Origin of the sequence: Amphritea atlantica (assembly GCF_018860855.1) — a bacterium.
GTDB classification, from domain to species: domain Bacteria; phylum Pseudomonadota; class Gammaproteobacteria; order Pseudomonadales; family Balneatricaceae; genus Amphritea; species Amphritea atlantica_A.
Genome location: NZ_JAHKQE010000038.1, coordinates 34856 through 49066, shown reverse-complemented (window position 1 = coordinate 49066; position 14211 = coordinate 34856). Strand labels below are relative to the sequence as shown.

Annotated in this window: 16 protein-coding genes; 14 read left to right on the top strand and 2 right to left on the bottom strand. The window is 50.6% G+C overall.

Annotated elements, in window-relative coordinates:
* Positions 1-164: 164 nt before the first annotated feature.
* The 12 genes from urtB (at position 165) to KO512_RS16120 (ending at position 10337) form a co-directional block, all read left to right on the top strand.
* Positions 165-1760: an urea ABC transporter permease subunit UrtB gene (gene urtB, locus KO512_RS16175; RefSeq protein ID WP_215953406.1), complete on the top strand. Its 1596-nt coding sequence runs from the start codon at positions 165-167 to the stop codon at positions 1758-1760.
* A complete protein-coding gene (gene urtC / locus KO512_RS16170; protein WP_252735075.1) occupies positions 1757-2950 on the top strand; it encodes an urea ABC transporter permease subunit UrtC in 1194 nt (397 codons plus the stop codon). The genes urtB and urtC overlap by 4 nt, the downstream gene beginning before the upstream one ends.
* Positions 2947-3780, top strand: coding sequence for an urea ABC transporter ATP-binding protein UrtD (urtD, locus tag KO512_RS16165; RefSeq protein ID WP_215953380.1), 834 nt, complete (start codon positions 2947-2949; stop codon positions 3778-3780). The genes urtC and urtD overlap by 4 nt, the downstream gene beginning before the upstream one ends.
* Positions 3777-4472: an urea ABC transporter ATP-binding subunit UrtE gene (urtE, locus tag KO512_RS16160; protein ID WP_215953379.1), complete on the top strand. Its 696-nt coding sequence runs from the start codon at positions 3777-3779 to the stop codon at positions 4470-4472. Before urtD ends, urtE begins: the two co-directional genes overlap by 4 nt.
* Positions 4473-5378 carry an urease accessory protein UreD gene (locus KO512_RS16155; protein ID WP_252735074.1) on the top strand — a complete coding sequence of 302 codons (906 nt, stop codon included), beginning with the start codon at positions 4473-4475 and terminating at the stop codon, positions 5376-5378. It begins immediately after the preceding gene.
* A 53-nt stretch (positions 5379-5431) separates the two neighbouring features.
* On the top strand, positions 5432-5734 hold the full coding sequence (locus tag KO512_RS16150) for an urease subunit gamma (protein ID WP_215953378.1): 303 nt from the start codon (positions 5432-5434) through the stop codon (positions 5732-5734).
* Positions 5735-5746: 12 nt separating this feature from the next.
* Positions 5747-6073, top strand: coding sequence for an urease subunit beta (locus KO512_RS16145; RefSeq protein WP_215953403.1), 327 nt, complete (start codon positions 5747-5749; stop codon positions 6071-6073).
* On the top strand, positions 6070-7776 hold the full coding sequence (gene ureC / locus KO512_RS16140) for an urease subunit alpha (RefSeq protein ID WP_215953377.1): 1707 nt from the start codon (positions 6070-6072) through the stop codon (positions 7774-7776). Before KO512_RS16145 ends, ureC begins: the two co-directional genes overlap by 4 nt.
* A 43-nt stretch (positions 7777-7819) precedes the next feature.
* Complete coding sequence (gene ureE / locus KO512_RS16135) at positions 7820-8266, top strand: urease accessory protein UreE (RefSeq protein ID WP_215953376.1); 447 nt, start codon at positions 7820-7822, stop codon at positions 8264-8266.
* Positions 8244-8924, top strand: a complete 681-nt coding sequence (locus KO512_RS16130; RefSeq protein WP_215953375.1) for an urease accessory protein UreF — start codon at positions 8244-8246, stop codon at positions 8922-8924. The genes ureE and KO512_RS16130 overlap by 23 nt, the downstream gene beginning before the upstream one ends.
* 52 nt (positions 8925-8976) lie before the next feature.
* Positions 8977-9624, top strand: a complete 648-nt coding sequence (gene ureG, locus KO512_RS16125) for an urease accessory protein UreG (protein WP_215953402.1) — start codon at positions 8977-8979, stop codon at positions 9622-9624.
* Between the two features lie 122 nt (positions 9625-9746).
* On the top strand, positions 9747-10337 hold the full coding sequence (locus KO512_RS16120) for a HupE/UreJ family protein (RefSeq protein WP_215953374.1): 591 nt from the start codon (positions 9747-9749) through the stop codon (positions 10335-10337).
* Positions 10338-10450: 113 nt separating this feature from the next.
* On the opposite strand, the gene KO512_RS16115 is transcribed toward KO512_RS16120, so the two are convergent.
* Positions 10451-11389, bottom strand: a complete 939-nt coding sequence (locus tag KO512_RS16115) for a LysR family transcriptional regulator (RefSeq protein ID WP_215953373.1) — start codon at positions 11387-11389, stop codon at positions 10451-10453.
* 107 nt (positions 11390-11496) lie between these two features.
* Here KO512_RS16115 and KO512_RS16110 point away from each other — a divergent pair, with 107 nt between their 5' ends.
* Positions 11497-12507: an NADP-dependent oxidoreductase gene (locus KO512_RS16110; protein WP_215953372.1), complete on the top strand. Its 1011-nt coding sequence runs from the start codon at positions 11497-11499 to the stop codon at positions 12505-12507.
* Between the two features lie 89 nt (positions 12508-12596).
* The gene (locus KO512_RS16105; protein WP_215953371.1) at positions 12597-13277 is read left to right on the top strand and encodes a type 1 glutamine amidotransferase domain-containing protein; all 681 of its coding nucleotides are present in this window, start codon (positions 12597-12599) and stop codon (positions 13275-13277) included.
* A gap of 80 nt (positions 13278-13357) precedes the next feature.
* Here KO512_RS16105 and KO512_RS16100 read toward each other — a convergent pair whose 3' ends face one another.
* Positions 13358-14209 (bottom strand): ABC transporter permease, encoded by an 852-nt coding sequence (locus tag KO512_RS16100; protein ID WP_215953370.1) that lies wholly within the window; start codon positions 14207-14209, stop codon positions 13358-13360.
* Positions 14210-14211 lie beyond the last annotated feature (2 nt).

Genomic DNA, 14211 nt, shown 5'->3' with positions numbered 1-14211 from the left:
ACAGAGCTTATAAAAAAAGCTGACCTAGATGAATGGCGCTGCCTTTGATGTGGGTTAACAGCCTTTTTTATAAGCGCTTTTAATGAGCAAAAGTCAGAACGGACTCAAGCACTGTGAGTGCTTATCCGCTTTAATGTGAACGGAGAACGCCTGTGAGATATTTAATGGCCATCGGTGGCTTTTTGTTCAGCTTACTGGTGAGTACCAGTACGCTGGCCGAGCCGCCATCCACGGCTCAGCAGCCTCTACTGATGCAACTGACAGAGGTAAAACTGAGCAAAGCGTTACCGGTTTTGCAGCAACTGGAAACATCAACCGGCGCCGATATGATGGTTCTGTTCAAGACGATGTTGGCCGGTAAACTGTACTATGTGAAAGAGGACCGCAGCCTGATCGTGGTTTCTAAAGAGGCGGGCGAGACGCGCTATAGCGATCTGTTCTCGGCGGAACCGCGGCATGACCTGAGTAAAAAGCAGGTTAAGAAGATCAAGGTGAATAACAAACTGCGGGGGTATCTGCGTGAATCTATTGCGCGGATGCAACTGCATCACACCGACCCAGAAGTGCGTGTCGAGGCGGTGCGTTCACTGTTCTCTGATCTTGATAAGCCGACCATTGAGTTAATTCGCACTGCTAGGCTAGATGAGCAGAGCCGTTCGGTGCAGGCGGTGATGGATGTGGCGCTGGCACTGTATCGCGTTAAACATGCCGAAGACGCCACCGAACGTTTAGAAGGCGTGAATGCGCTGCAAGGTAGCCTAGAGCCTGAGGTGCGCAATCAGTTAACACTGTTGGTGGCGAATGATCCGGCCCGTAGTGTCCGTAAAGCGGCGCAAAAAGGCTTGGATAAAATTGCTCAACAAGCTGAAATGTATGGCTTTATCAATCAACTGTTTTTTGGTCTGAGTCTCGGTTCTGTGTTGCTGCTGGCGGCGATCGGCTTGGCGATCACCTTTGGCGTGATGGGCGTGATCAATATGGCCCACGGCGAGATGATTATGCTGGGCGCCTATACCACCTATGTGGTGCAGCTGTTGTTGCCGGAGATGATTGAGTATTCCCTATGGATCTCGGTACCGCTGGCTTTCTTGGTGTCCGGACTTGCCGGTGTGCTGCTGGAACGCTTAGTGATTCGTCATCTACATGGACGTCCTTTAGAAACGCTGTTGGCTACCTTTGGTATTAGCCTGATCTTGCAACAGTTAGTGCGCACCGTGTTCTCGCCGCTGAATCGTCAGGTGGCAACGCCCGAGTGGATGAGTGGTTCTATCGAGATTAATCCATTGCTCAGCCTTACCCTCAACCGTTTATATATCATTGCCTTTGCGCTACTGGTGTTTATGTTGTTGCTGCTGGTGTTAAAGAAAACCTCGCTAGGGCTGAATGTGCGGGCGGTGTCGCAAAACCGAAATATGGCAAAAGCGATGGGAATTCGCACCGATCGTGTGGATGCGATGACCTTCGGGCTGGGCTCGGGTATTGCGGGTATCGCTGGTGTGGCGTTAAGCCAGCTCACCAATGTGGGGCCAAACCTAGGACAGGCGTACATCATAGATTCCTTTATGGTGGTGGTCTTTGGTGGGGTAGGTAATTTATGGGGCACGCTGGTGGCAGCCTTTACCCTTGGGATCGCAAACAAGTTTTTGGAACCGGTTACCGGTGCTGTGCTGGCCAGTATTCTGGTGTTGGTGTTTATCATTCTGTTTATTCAGAAACGGCCTAAAGGGCTGTTTCCACAAAAAGGGAGGGCTGCAGAATGAGCACCTTGTTGCAAAATGTATTCGGCAACGCCAAGGGCTTTGCCCGGCTTAACGGCGAAAGTAAGGTGGCGCCCTTTGTGGTGTTGCTGCTGGTGGTCACTGTGCTGGCATCGGCCTGTAACCTGTTGCTGCCGCAGGATTCTATCTTTTATGTTTCCACCTACACCATCACCCTGTTAGGTAAATATCTCTGCTATGCCATGTTAGCGCTGGCGGTGGATGTAATTTGGGGCTTCTGCGGCATTCTCAGCTTGGGCCACGGCGCTTTCTTCGCTTTAGGCGGCTATGCCATGGGGATGTATCTGATGCGTCAGATCGGTGATCGGGGTGTCTATGGCAACCCGGAACTGCCCGACTTTATGGTGTTTCTGAGTTGGAATGAGCTGCCGTGGTTCTGGCAGGGGATGGATCAATTTTGGCTGGCGATGCTGATGGTATTACTGGTGCCTGGATTATTAGCCTATGTGTTTGGCTGGTTGGCGTTTCGCTCTCGGGTCACTGGGGTGTATCTGTCGATCATGACTCAAGCGCTAACCTATGCGCTGTTGCTGTCTTTCTTCCGTAATGAGATGGGTTTTGGTGGCAACAATGGCTTAACCGACTTTAAAGATATTCTTGGCTTTGATTTGCAATCGGATAACACCCGAGTGACGCTGTTTATTATCACCGCGTTAATGTTGTCTGGCTTGCTGGTGTTGAGTAAAAAAATCATGCAGACCCGCTTCGGCAAGGTAGTTGTGGCAATCCGTGATGGTGAAAGCCGAGCTCGCTTTATTGGCTATCGTACGGAAAACTATAAAGTCTGGTTGTTTGTCTATTCCGCCATGATTGCCGGTATCGCCGGAGCGCTCTATGTTCCTCAGGTGGGTATTATCAACCCCGGTGAGTTCTCCCCGATTAACTCGATCGAGATCGTGATTTGGGTCGCGGTGGGTGGGCGTGGCACCTTGGTTGGCGCGGTCATCGGTGCGATTTTGGTGAACTACGCCAAGACGAAATTTACCGCCATCATGCCCGATGGTTGGTTGTTTGCACTGGGGGCGATGTTTGTACTGGTGACGCTCTATCTACCCAAAGGGTTGATGGGACTGTGGTCGCAGTTTAAAGGTGAGCAAGCTGTCGCGCCGACACCGGTTAATCCGCCGAATGAAACGTCGGCAAGTCATAACCCAGAGGAGGGCCGCGCATGAGCTTACTCGATACCACCCGTGAAGTGATGCGCCGAGATCAGGTTTGGCCATTTTTACAGGACGATACCGCCACGGTGGATATCTCCCATCAGGTCTTGCTCTATGTCGAAGGCTTAAATCTGAGCTTTGATGGCTTTAAAGCCCTGAATGACCTGAACCTGTATATCAATGATGGCGAACTGCGCTGTTTAATCGGCGCTAACGGTGCCGGTAAAACCACCCTGATGGATGTGATTACCGGCAAAACCCAGTGCGATAGTGGCACGGTGTATTTTGGTCAATCACTTAACTTACTGGAAAAAGATGAGGCGGAGATCGCACAGCTGGGTATTGGCCGTAAGTTTCAGAAACCGACGGTGTTTGAAGCCCATACGGTGATGGACAATCTTGAGTTATCCCTGAAAAGTAATAAATCGGTGATCCCGACTCTGCTGGCCACCCTGACCGGTGAAGAGTATGACCAGATGGATCAGGTACTCGAAACGATTGGCTTGAAAGGTGAACGGATGATGTTGGCCGGCTCACTATCTCACGGTCAGAAACAGTGGTTGGAGATCGGTATGCTGCTGATGGCTAATCCGCGCTTATTGCTGGTGGATGAGCCGGTGGCGGGCATGACAGTGCAGGAAGGTGAGCGCACCGCCGAGCTGTTAACCTCCTTGGCCGGCGAGCGCACCGTTGTGGTAGTAGAACATGATATGGAGTTTGTGCGCAGTATCGCCCGCACCGTGACGGTGTTACATCAAGGCTCGGTACTGGCGGAGGGTAGTATGGATGAGATTCAGAATAATCCCGATGTTATTGAAGTGTATCTGGGAGAAGCACCATGATCAGCATTAAGAACGTTAATCAGTTTTACGGTGGCACGCAGATACTCTGGGATCTTAACCTAGAGATTAAAGCGGGCTCGTGCACCTGCATTATGGGTCGTAACGGCGTGGGTAAAACCACCCTGTTGAAGTGTTTGATGGGGTTGTTGCCGGTCAGTAGCGGTGAAATTTTGTTGCAGGGCGAACCATTGCAAAGCAAAAAAGCGGAATACCGAGCACCGGCGGGGATCGGTTATGTACCGCAAGGGCGGGATATCTTTCCGCTGCTGACCGTGGAGGAAAACCTAAAGGTCGGTTTGCCAGTGCGCAAAGATGGTGCGAAAGAGATTCCGGATAAGATCTTTGAGTTGTTTCCGGTGTTGCAAGAGATGCTGCAGCGTCGCGGCGGTGATCTTTCCGGTGGTCAGCAACAACAGTTGGCTATTGGTCGGGCACTCGTGATTGATCCCAAAGTTCTTATTTTGGATGAACCCAATGAAGGGATACAACCAAATATTGTTAAACAGATCGGCGATGTTATTCTAAAGCTCAATAAAGAAGAGGGCTTGACCGTGATACTTATTGAGCAAAAATTGGGCTTTGCCCGCCGCGTAGGTGAAGAGTTTCGACTCATGGAGCGGGGACGGGTGGTCGCCAGTGATCGGATGGACAACCTCAGCGAGGCGTTAATCCGTCAATATTTGGCGGTGTAGATGATGACCTTGGCACAACCGATAACCGAGATTGAAGCACCAGGCTCCGCCTCTGCTTGGAACGCCGAACTATTTCTGCAGTTTGCACGCACAGTCCGAGGCACGGTGCTACAGCGGGCCGAACATCAGGGGCCGCTCTATGTACAAAAAGCGTTTTATCCCGAAGGGCCAGATCTGGCGCAAGTTTATCTACTCCATCCACCGGGCGGTATGGTCTCCGGCGATCGTTTACAGGTCACGGTTGAGTGTACCGCGGACAGTCACGCACTGTTAACCACGCCGGGGGCGGGGCGGGTTTATCGGGCTAGGCCTGACCGCAGCCTGCAACATCAAACCAATACCCTCAATGTGAGTGCCGGCGGCTCGATCGAGTGGCTGCCGATGGAAACGATTCTTTATCCCGATGCCTGCACGCGACTAGATACCCATGTCAATCTGGCTGACAACGCCCACTATATTGGCTGGGAGGTCACCAGTTTAGGTATGCCCAACCGTGATCAGCCGTTTAGCACCGGTAACTTGGCGCAAACGTTGCAGATTAATCGAGGTGAACGAATTCTGTTGCGTGAGCGACTTCAGATCGACGATCATAATCGTGCCCTATTAGAGGGCCCAGCAGGGCTGCGCGGGCACCCTGTGAATGGTTTGGTGGTTGCTGGGCCTTTTGAAATGGCAGGTATACAGGCGGAAAATACCCAAATAAGTGCGTTGGTGGATAAGTTACGTCAGATTGTGAGCGATTGCGGTGCATTGGCGTCCGTCAGTTTGACCGGTGAGTTTATAACGGTTCGTTATTTGGGACAGCAAACCGATCAGGCGATGCAACTGTTTATTCATTGCTGGCAGGTAATCAGGCCGTTACTGCTCGGGCGTGAGGCGTGTGAACCCCGTATCTGGGCAACCTGAATGCAAGAGACGTTAGTTGCGCCATCAATGAGATAGGTTAAAAAGGATAGATTATGGAACTGCTTCCAAGAGAGAAAGATAAACTGCTGGTCTTTACCGCGGCATTGCTGGCCGAACGGCGTCTGAACCGGGGGTTGAAATTAAACTACCCCGAAGCGATGGCTTATCTGACCATGGAAATCATAGAAGGCGCGCGGGATGGTAAAACCGTTGCCGAGTTGATGGGGTATGGCAAAACGCTACTGACCGCTGACCAGGTGATGCCCGGCGTGGTGGAGTTGATCCATGAAGTTCAGGTGGAAGCGACCTTTCCCGACGGTACCAAGTTGGTGACCGTACACAACCCGATCTGCTGATAGGAGAATATGATGATTCCCGGTGAAATTCAGTCTGTTAAAGGCGATATTCAGCTTAATGAGGGGCGTAAAACAGTGTCTCTGCGGGTCGAAAACCGCGGTGACCGTCCGGTGCAGATCGGCTCTCACTATCATTTTTTTGAGGTCAACCCCGCATTGGAGTTTGACCGTTCTAAGGCTCGAGGCTTTCGTCTCAATATTGCCTCCGGCACCGCGGTACGCTTTGAACCGGGGCAGGGACGCAATGTCGAGCTCGTCGAATATGCGGGTAGCCGCACGATCTATGGCTTTCGTGGTGAAGTGATGGGTAAGCTGGATGCCGAGGAGACAGAGGTATGACTAAGATTGATCGGGCGGCTTATGCACAGATGTTTGGCCCTACCACCGGTGACCGAGTGCGACTTGGGGATACCGAACTGTGGATAGAGGTCGAGAAAGATTTCACGACCTATGGTGATGAGGTTAAGTTTGGCGGCGGTAAGGTGATTCGAGACGGGCAGGGGCAGAGCCAGTTTTGTAATGATATCTGCGTCGATCTAGTTATCACTAACGCGCTGGTGCTGGATCACTGGGGCATCGTTAAAGGCGATGTCGGTATTCGTGAAGGCCGTATTTTTAAAGTCGGTAAAGCGGGTAATCCGGATACTCAGGACAACGTCGATATTGTGATTGGCCCAGGCACCGAAGTGATCGCTGGAGAAGGTAGTATTCTCACCGCCGGCGGTATCGATGCCCATATTCATTTTATCTGTCCACAACAGATCGATGAGGCATTGATGTCCGGTGTTACCACTATGCTCGGTGGCGGTACTGGCCCAGCGACCGGCACAAATGCGACGACCTGTACGCCGGGGCCTTGGAATATCGGCAAGATGTTACAGGCAACTGATTCGATGCCAATGAACTTTGGTTTTCTTGGTAAGGGTAATGGTAGTTTACCAAAACCACTGGAAGATCAGTTGGAAGCGGGTGCCTGTGGTTTGAAGCTCCATGAAGACTGGGGCACCACGCCGGCCTCGATCGACAACTGCCTATCGGTGGCCGATAAATATGATGTTCAGGTGGCGATTCATACCGATACCCTGAACGAGTCAGGCTTTGTAGATGATACCTTGGCGGCCTTTAAAAACCGAGTTATCCACACCTATCACACCGAAGGGGCGGGCGGTGGTCATGCACCGGATATTATCCGTGCCTGCGCCTACCCTAATGTGCTGCCGTCATCGACTAACCCAACCCGGCCCTTTACCCGAAATACCGTCGATGAACATCTCGACATGCTGATGGTGTGTCACCATTTAGACAGTAATATCCCCGAAGATGTGGCCTTTGCCGATTCCCGTATTCGTAAAGAAACCATCGCCGCTGAAGATCTATTCCATGATCGCGGTGCGTTTAGCATGATCTCCTCGGACTCGCAGGCGATGGGACGCGTGGGTGAGGTCGTGACCCGTACTTGGCAAACAGCCCATAAGATGAAAACCCAGTTTGGTTTGTTACCCGAAGATGAAGAGCGGGGCTGTGATAACTTTCGCGCGCGTCGCTATATTGCTAAATACACCATTAATCCGGCGATTGCCCACGGTATTTCCCATGAAGTCGGCTCTATTGAACCGGGTAAACTCGCGGATCTGGTGCTATGGAAACCGGCTTTCTTTGGTGTGAAGCCCTCGTTGATTATTAAAGGGGGTATGATTGCTGCAGCACCGATGGGCGACCCTAATGCATCGATTCCAACCCCTCAGCCGGTACATTACCGGCCGATGTTTGGTTCCTATGGACAGGCACCGGCGAAAATCTCAGTCACCTTTGTATCGGGTGCTGCATTGGAACGGGATATTGGTACGCAGTTGGGCTTGAGTCGTCGGCTGGTGGCCTGTTGTAACACCCGCAATATCGGTAAGAAAGATATGATTCACAATAGTTGGATGCCGACCATTACCGTTGATCCGCAAACCTATGAGGTTCGCGCGGACGGTGAGTTACTCACCTGTGAACCTGCCGACGAGTTGCCGTTGGCCCAGCTATATAACCTGTTTTAATGATGAATACCGTTTTTAAGCGAATTAGCAGTAAGGAGATCGGATGCTTGAAGTATATGAGCGTTTAGGCGATCACTGTCATGGTGTGGTGTATACCACCGTGATATTGAGTCAAGAGCAACGTGATCGTGGTCGGCTGAAGTTGACCGGTGAGAATGGCGAAGAAATTCGGTTGTTTTTGGAACGGGGCAAGCCGTTACAGGTGGGCGAATATTTAAAAACCAGCTGTGGTAAATATATCCAAGTGGAGGGCGCGGTGGAGGCGGTCACCTATGCGGAGTGTGACGATTGGCAGACCTTCGCTCGGGCCTGTTATCACTTAGGTAATCGCCATGTGAAATTGCAGGTGGGCGATCGCTGGTTAAAGATGCAGCCCGATCATGTATTGGAAGAGATGCTGGTATTGTTGGGACTTAAATTGACCCATCAACAAGCGGTGTTTGTACCCGAGTCGGGGGCCTATAGTCATGGCGGCCATCACCACCACTGATACATCGCTGTTACGGCTGATGCAGCTAAGCAGTGTCAGTCTGCCGGTGGGGGGTTATGCTTTTTCACAAGGGCTGGAATTCGCCATTGAACGTGGCTGGATTCGTAAAGCCGCGCAGGTGTCTGAATGGTTAGAGCAGCAGTTACTTTATTCGGTAGCGCAAACCGATCTGCCGCTGTTACAACGGGCGATGTTGGCGACTGAGCAGCAGGATTATCAACGGTTGCAATGGTGTAATGATCTAGCCTTGGCATGTCGAGAAACCCGTGAACTGCGGTTGACCGATAGCGCGATGGGTGAGGCGATGAACCGCTTACTCGTTAGTCTCGGCCAACCTCAGCCACTTCCCACCGCAGAAGATGTCAGCTTTGTGGTGCTGTTTGGTGTGGCGGCGCAAAATTGGCAGATAGATTATCCAACCACCGCCTTAGGGTTTCTTTGGTCATGGTTGGAAAACCAGGTGGCGGCGGCCACGAAGCTAGTGCCACTCGGTCAGACGCAGGCGCAGCAGTTATTAGTTGAGTTACAGCCACTGCTACCCCAAGCGGTGAGTCAGGCGGCGCTGATCGTCGATGATGATATAGGTAATGGGCTACAGGCATTGGCAATTGCCAGTGCGGGCCATGAAACACAGTATTCAAGATTATTTCGTTCCTGATCGAAACGCAGGGCGAGTGGTGAAATTCAGGAGAGTGACAGTGAGCACACAGATAGCGACACCAAAACAAACTTTGCGGGTGGGCGTTGGCGGCCCGGTCGGTTCGGGTAAAACCGCATTGTTACGTTCACTCTGTTCGGCGATGCGTGAGCATTATGATATCGCCGTGGTGACCAACGATATTTATACTCAAGAAGATGCTAAGTTTTTGACCGAACATGAAGCGCTCGATGCGGATCGGATTATCGGTGTCGAAACCGGTGGTTGTCCACATACAGCGATTCGTGAAGATGCCTCGATGAATCTTGCCGCGATTGACCAGCTGATCGCACGCCATGGCGAACTCGATGTGGTGTTTGTTGAGAGCGGTGGGGATAATCTCAGCGCAACCTTTAGCCCAGAACTGTCGGATCTGACGATCTATGTTATCGATGTGTCTGCCGGTGATAAGATTCCCCGTAAAGGTGGCCCAGGTATTACCCGTTCAGATCTGCTGATTATCAATAAAACGGATCTAGCACCGCTGGTGGGTGCGTCACTTGAGGTGATGGATGTGGATGCGAAACGGATGCGCGGTGAGCGTCCCTTTGTGTTCTCCAATCTTAAAAAAGCCGAAGGGCTGCAACAAATCATAGAGTTTATCGTCTCCGAAGGGATGCTCGATTCGAAACCCTTACCACCGGTTAAGGCGGTTGTTTGATTGCATTAGAAAGCTTAACTGTAGTAGAAAACTTGGTTGATATCAGCCAGTTTGATTGTTATTAGAATGTTTAATTATTACTAAAAAGTTTAATTGTTACTCAAAAGTTTAAGGATCACATCATGAATAAACGCAATCAGTTACGTCTGTTAACCTTGGCTGCTGGTCTAGTACCTTTGTCTGCGATGGCGCATACCGGCCATGAAGTGTCTGGTTTTGTACAGGGCATGCTGCACCCTCTGACTGGCGCTGATCATCTGTTGGTCATGTTAGCGGTTGGTTTGCTGGCGGCAGGTCGCACTCGCCTGACCCATAACCGCGCCGGTATGGCGATTGCCGGCGCGTTTCTGTTAGCGATGGTGGGTGGAACCTTGCTGGCGCTGGCCGGCGTTGCGGTACCTTTAGTCGAGCAGGGAATCCTCGTCTCTGTCATCGCGGGTGGTATCTTGTTAAGCCTTGCCGTGCGCCTTTCGTTAACGACCGGCATCGCCGTTGCGGCAGGCTTCGCGCTGTTTCATGGGTTGGCACATGGTGCGGAGCTGCCGTTGGCTGCCAGCCCATTCGCTTATATTGCCGGCTTCCTGATCAGCACCTCTGCATTGCTATTTGTGGGCACTCGTTTAGGGCAGCTGGCTGATCACTACCGTATGGGAATGCTGACCCGTCTAGCGGGTATCGGCATGGCCGCTTTTGGTGTGTTAGCAGCGCTCTAATCAGTTGATTTACTCCCCGCTTCTAGCGGGGAGTAAATGATTTTACGCTGTGCAATAAACGTTTGGCTCCTCGCTTGCTTGTTTAGTAAGCTCTAAATCCTACATTTCATGCATTAGATTCTAAACCCAACATTGAGGGTTTCTAAAGTGTGGGTTAGCTCTTCAAAAACCAAATTTCTTAACCACATATGCGCTGGATCTTTGATGTAGCGCTCATGCCAGATAATCGAATAGGTAAAACCTTTTTGCGGCATCGGAAAGGGTAGTATTTTTAACTGATATTGCTTGGCGAAGCTGATCGCTAAGCCGTAGGGCACGGTGAGGATCATGTCGCTTTGTGAAATGATGGCTAGCGCCGCGACAAAGTGTGGCACCCGCAGGGCGATACGCCGTTTTAGTCCTCGTTCCTCCAATAGATAATCGATAGCGCCTTTGCGTGCTCCGCCCATGGTGATTAAGGCATGGGGGTAGTTAGCGTAACGTTCTAAATCCAGAGGTTGTTCAGCGGCTGGATGACTGTCTCGCACGACACAGACAAACCGATCATTTCCCACACCACGGCCATGAATCGCGGCCGGTGCATCTTCAACGGTGCAGGTGGCCAGATCAATATCGTGTTGATCCAGTTCCTGTAACAGACTCTCTTGCCAGGGCACAATTTCTAAATTGACCCCCGGTGCCTCAGTGCGCAGCCGTTTTATGACCGGTGGTAAAAGCACCTGTGCGCCGTAATCGGTGGTGGCTAATCTGAAATTTTTGGTCGCGCTCTCAGGGGTGAAAACGGCGGGGCTGATTAGATGACTGAGGTCTTGTAACGATTGGCGTAATTGCAATGCGAGCATCTCTGCGCGGGGTGTTGGGATTAAGCCTTTTGGAGTACGGGTAAATAACGGATCGTTAAAGAGTGTTCGCAGCCGCGCTAGGTTGCGACTGATAGCGGGTTGGGTCAGATTTAATCGGCCTGCCGCTCGAGTGACACTGCGTTCTTCAAGGAGCACTTGAAAAACAGGCAGAAGATTGAGGTCGGTGGTGGTTAGGTTGTTTATATTCATTCATGATTTCTGTTTATGTTAGGTATTTACCTAATGCATTGGATGCATGTAGCTAGGGAGCATAGACTAATTAGCATTATCAGACAATGCTCTACGTAAGGTGCTAAATGTATATTGAATCTAATCGTGAAATCCAACTTGTTCGTCGTCCCGTCGGTATGCCGACTAAGGATGATTTTCAACTCGTTAGCCACCCAGTACCCGAGTTAAAAGAGGGTGAAGTGTTGGTTAAGAATCTATGGCTGTCAGTCGACCCTTATATGCGTGGCCGGATGATGGAGCGTGCAAGCTATATCGAACCTTTCGCCCTGAATACTGCACTCGGTGGTGGTGCGGTAGGTGAAATTGTTGAATCTCGTAACGCTGATTTTCCTGTGGGCCGTAAGGTGTCTAGCATGAATGGCTGGCGGGAATATTTCACCTCCCCAGGTGATGATATTCAGTTGTTGCCGCAAACTGAGATAGCGGATCAGGCTTTTCTGAGTGTGCTGGGGATGACGGGTATGACAGCATTTACCGGATTAACTAAGATTGCCGAACTCAAAGCAGGGGATCGAGTCTTTGTTTCAGCGGCGTCTGGGGCTGTCGGTGCAATGGTGTGTCAGATCGCTAAACTGAAAGGTTGTTATGTTGCTGGCAGTGTAGGCTCAGAGGCTAAAGCCCGTTATCTGCTTGATGAATTGGGTGTCGATGCGGTGGTCAACTATAAAACGACTGACGATCTGCAGGGGAGTATTGCTAAGGCTTGCCCAGAAGGGATCGATGTTTATTTTGAGAATGTCGGTGGCGCCCACTTAGAGGCGGTTTTAAATCTTATGAATGATCATGGCCGTATCGCTGTTTGCGGCATGATCGATCAGTACAATGCTACGACGCCGCAGGCGGGCCCGGCAAATCTATCTCAGCTGATTATTAAAAAACTCAAAGTTCAGGGCTTCATTGTGTTTGAACATTGGGATGGTTATCCCGCGTTTGTTGAGCAGATGATGCAGTGGATCGAAGCCGGAAAAATCACTTGGAAAGAAACGGTTTATAACGGTATTGAACAAGCGCCCGATGCGTTTATTGGCCTATTTAAGGGTGAGAATACCGGCAAGATGTTGGTAAAACTCGCTTAGGCAGACAGTGGCTCAATTGAGCATTCGATGATTAATTAAAGTGCGGGTTGAGATGAAGTTTGAGCACCCGACAGAAAGGAAAGATTACGATGAATATTTTATTTGTACTGACCTCACATGATGAGCTGGGTAATACCGGTGAGAAAACGGGGTTCTGGGTTGAGGAATTCGCTGCGCCTTATTACGTTCTAGCGGACGCTGGCGTTAATATTACGTTGGCTTCACCTGCAGGTGGTCAACCACCGATCGATCCTAAAAGTGCGCTGGAAGACTTTCAGACAGAGGATACTCGTCGTTTTGATCAAGATACTGAGCTACAACAAAAGCTGGCCAATACGCTGCCATTAAGCAGTGTATCTGCCGATGATTACGATGCAATCTTTTACCCCGGTGGGCATGGCCCAATGTGGGATCTGACTCAGAATAAAACTTCTATTGCTTTGATTGAAACCTTTGCTCGTCAGGGTAAGCCAGTGTCAGCAGTCTGTCATGCACCGAGTGTTTTGTTAAACACCAAAGATGAAGCGGGCGAACCGCTGGTTAAGAACAAGAAGGTTACAGGCTTTACGAATACTGAAGAAGCGGCGGTAGGCTTAACTGAGGTTGTGCCATTCCTGTTGGAAGACGAGCTGAAGCAGCGCGGTGGTGTTTATTCTCAGGGACCAGACTGGGGGCCCTATCTGGTTGAAGATGGTTTATTGATTACCGGCCAGAACCCAGCATCTTCGACGCTAGTGGCAAAGGCTGTGTTAGCGCGTTTGACGAAATAGTCATTTAAGAAGGTGACATAAAAAAGTCACTGGGAGCGAGAGCTGCCAGTGACTTTTTTGGTTCAAGCTGAAATCAGTGATTAATGCGCGCTGATACCGCGAATCGCTTCGGAGCGACGACGTAGGTATTCAACGGTGCTTAGCAGCAAGATAGACATACAAACCAGCAAGGTTGCAACAGCCAAGATCGTTGGGCTAATCTGCTCACGAATACCTGCCCACATCTGCATCGGTACAGTTCGCTGTTCAGCGCCCGCAATAAAGATCGCAACCACCACCTCATCAACCGAAGTCATCAGGGCGAACAAGCCGCCTGAAATAACACCGGTCATAATCAGTGGCACAGTGATTTTAAAGAACGCATAGGTTGGAGAAGCACCAAGGCTGTTAGCTGCTCTGACTAAGTTATAGTCAAAGCCGCTTAGCGTCGCTGTCACCGTAATCACCACAAAAGGAGTACCTAGTGCTGTATGAGCGAGGATTAAGCCCAGATAGCTCTGTGATACACCCATCGATGAGTAGAAAAAGAACATACCTGCCGCTGAAATAATCAGCGGTACGATCATAGGGGAGATCAGCAATCCCATGATCAGACCTTTAAAGGGTAGTTCTGAACGACTCAAGCCTAATGCTGCTAAGGTACCTAGCACCATTGAGAGGAAGGTCGAGCAGATCGCCACAATAAAGGTGTTCTTGATCGCAGCCATCCAACGTTCACTGCCAAAAAACTCCTCATACCAACGTAACGAGTAGGCATCTGGATCGAACGCCAGCATCCCTTCAGTAAAACTGAAGTAGGGCTCGATATTGAATGACAATGGGATAATGATCAGCAGCGGCGTGATCAGAAAAATAAACACCATGCCGCAAAAAACACGAAACGCATAGTACCAGAATGTTTCTAAGGGGCCGGCATATGATGGAAGAGCCATAA

Excerpts from the sequence above, each read along its gene's own strand:
- urtB (WP_215953406.1), top strand. The coding sequence starts at position 165 with ATGGCCATCGGTGGCTTTTTGTTCAGCTTACTGGTGAGTACCAGTACG.
- urtC (WP_252735075.1), top strand. The coding sequence starts at position 1,757 with ATGAGCACCTTGTTGCAAAATGTATTCGGCAACGCCAAGGGCTTTGCC.
- urtD (WP_215953380.1), top strand. The coding sequence starts at position 2,947 with ATGAGCTTACTCGATACCACCCGTGAAGTGATGCGCCGAGATCAGGTT.
- urtE (WP_215953379.1), top strand. The coding sequence starts at position 3,777 with ATGATCAGCATTAAGAACGTTAATCAGTTTTACGGTGGCACGCAGATA.
- KO512_RS16155 (WP_252735074.1), top strand. The coding sequence starts at position 4,473 with ATGATGACCTTGGCACAACCGATAACCGAGATTGAAGCACCAGGCTCC.
- KO512_RS16150 (WP_215953378.1), top strand. The coding sequence starts at position 5,432 with ATGGAACTGCTTCCAAGAGAGAAAGATAAACTGCTGGTCTTTACCGCG.
- KO512_RS16145 (WP_215953403.1), top strand. The coding sequence starts at position 5,747 with ATGATTCCCGGTGAAATTCAGTCTGTTAAAGGCGATATTCAGCTTAAT.
- ureC (WP_215953377.1), top strand. The coding sequence starts at position 6,070 with ATGACTAAGATTGATCGGGCGGCTTATGCACAGATGTTTGGCCCTACC.
- ureE (WP_215953376.1), top strand. The coding sequence starts at position 7,820 with ATGCTTGAAGTATATGAGCGTTTAGGCGATCACTGTCATGGTGTGGTG.
- KO512_RS16130 (WP_215953375.1), top strand. The coding sequence starts at position 8,244 with ATGGCGGCCATCACCACCACTGATACATCGCTGTTACGGCTGATGCAG.
- KO512_RS16120 (WP_215953374.1), top strand. The coding sequence starts at position 9,747 with ATGAATAAACGCAATCAGTTACGTCTGTTAACCTTGGCTGCTGGTCTA.
- KO512_RS16115 (WP_215953373.1), bottom strand. The coding sequence starts at position 11,389 with ATGAATATAAACAACCTAACCACCACCGACCTCAATCTTCTGCCTGTT.
- KO512_RS16110 (WP_215953372.1), top strand. The coding sequence starts at position 11,497 with ATGTATATTGAATCTAATCGTGAAATCCAACTTGTTCGTCGTCCCGTC.
- KO512_RS16105 (WP_215953371.1), top strand. The coding sequence starts at position 12,597 with ATGAATATTTTATTTGTACTGACCTCACATGATGAGCTGGGTAATACC.
- KO512_RS16100 (WP_215953370.1), bottom strand. The coding sequence starts at position 14,209 with ATGGCTCTTCCATCATATGCCGGCCCCTTAGAAACATTCTGGTACTAT.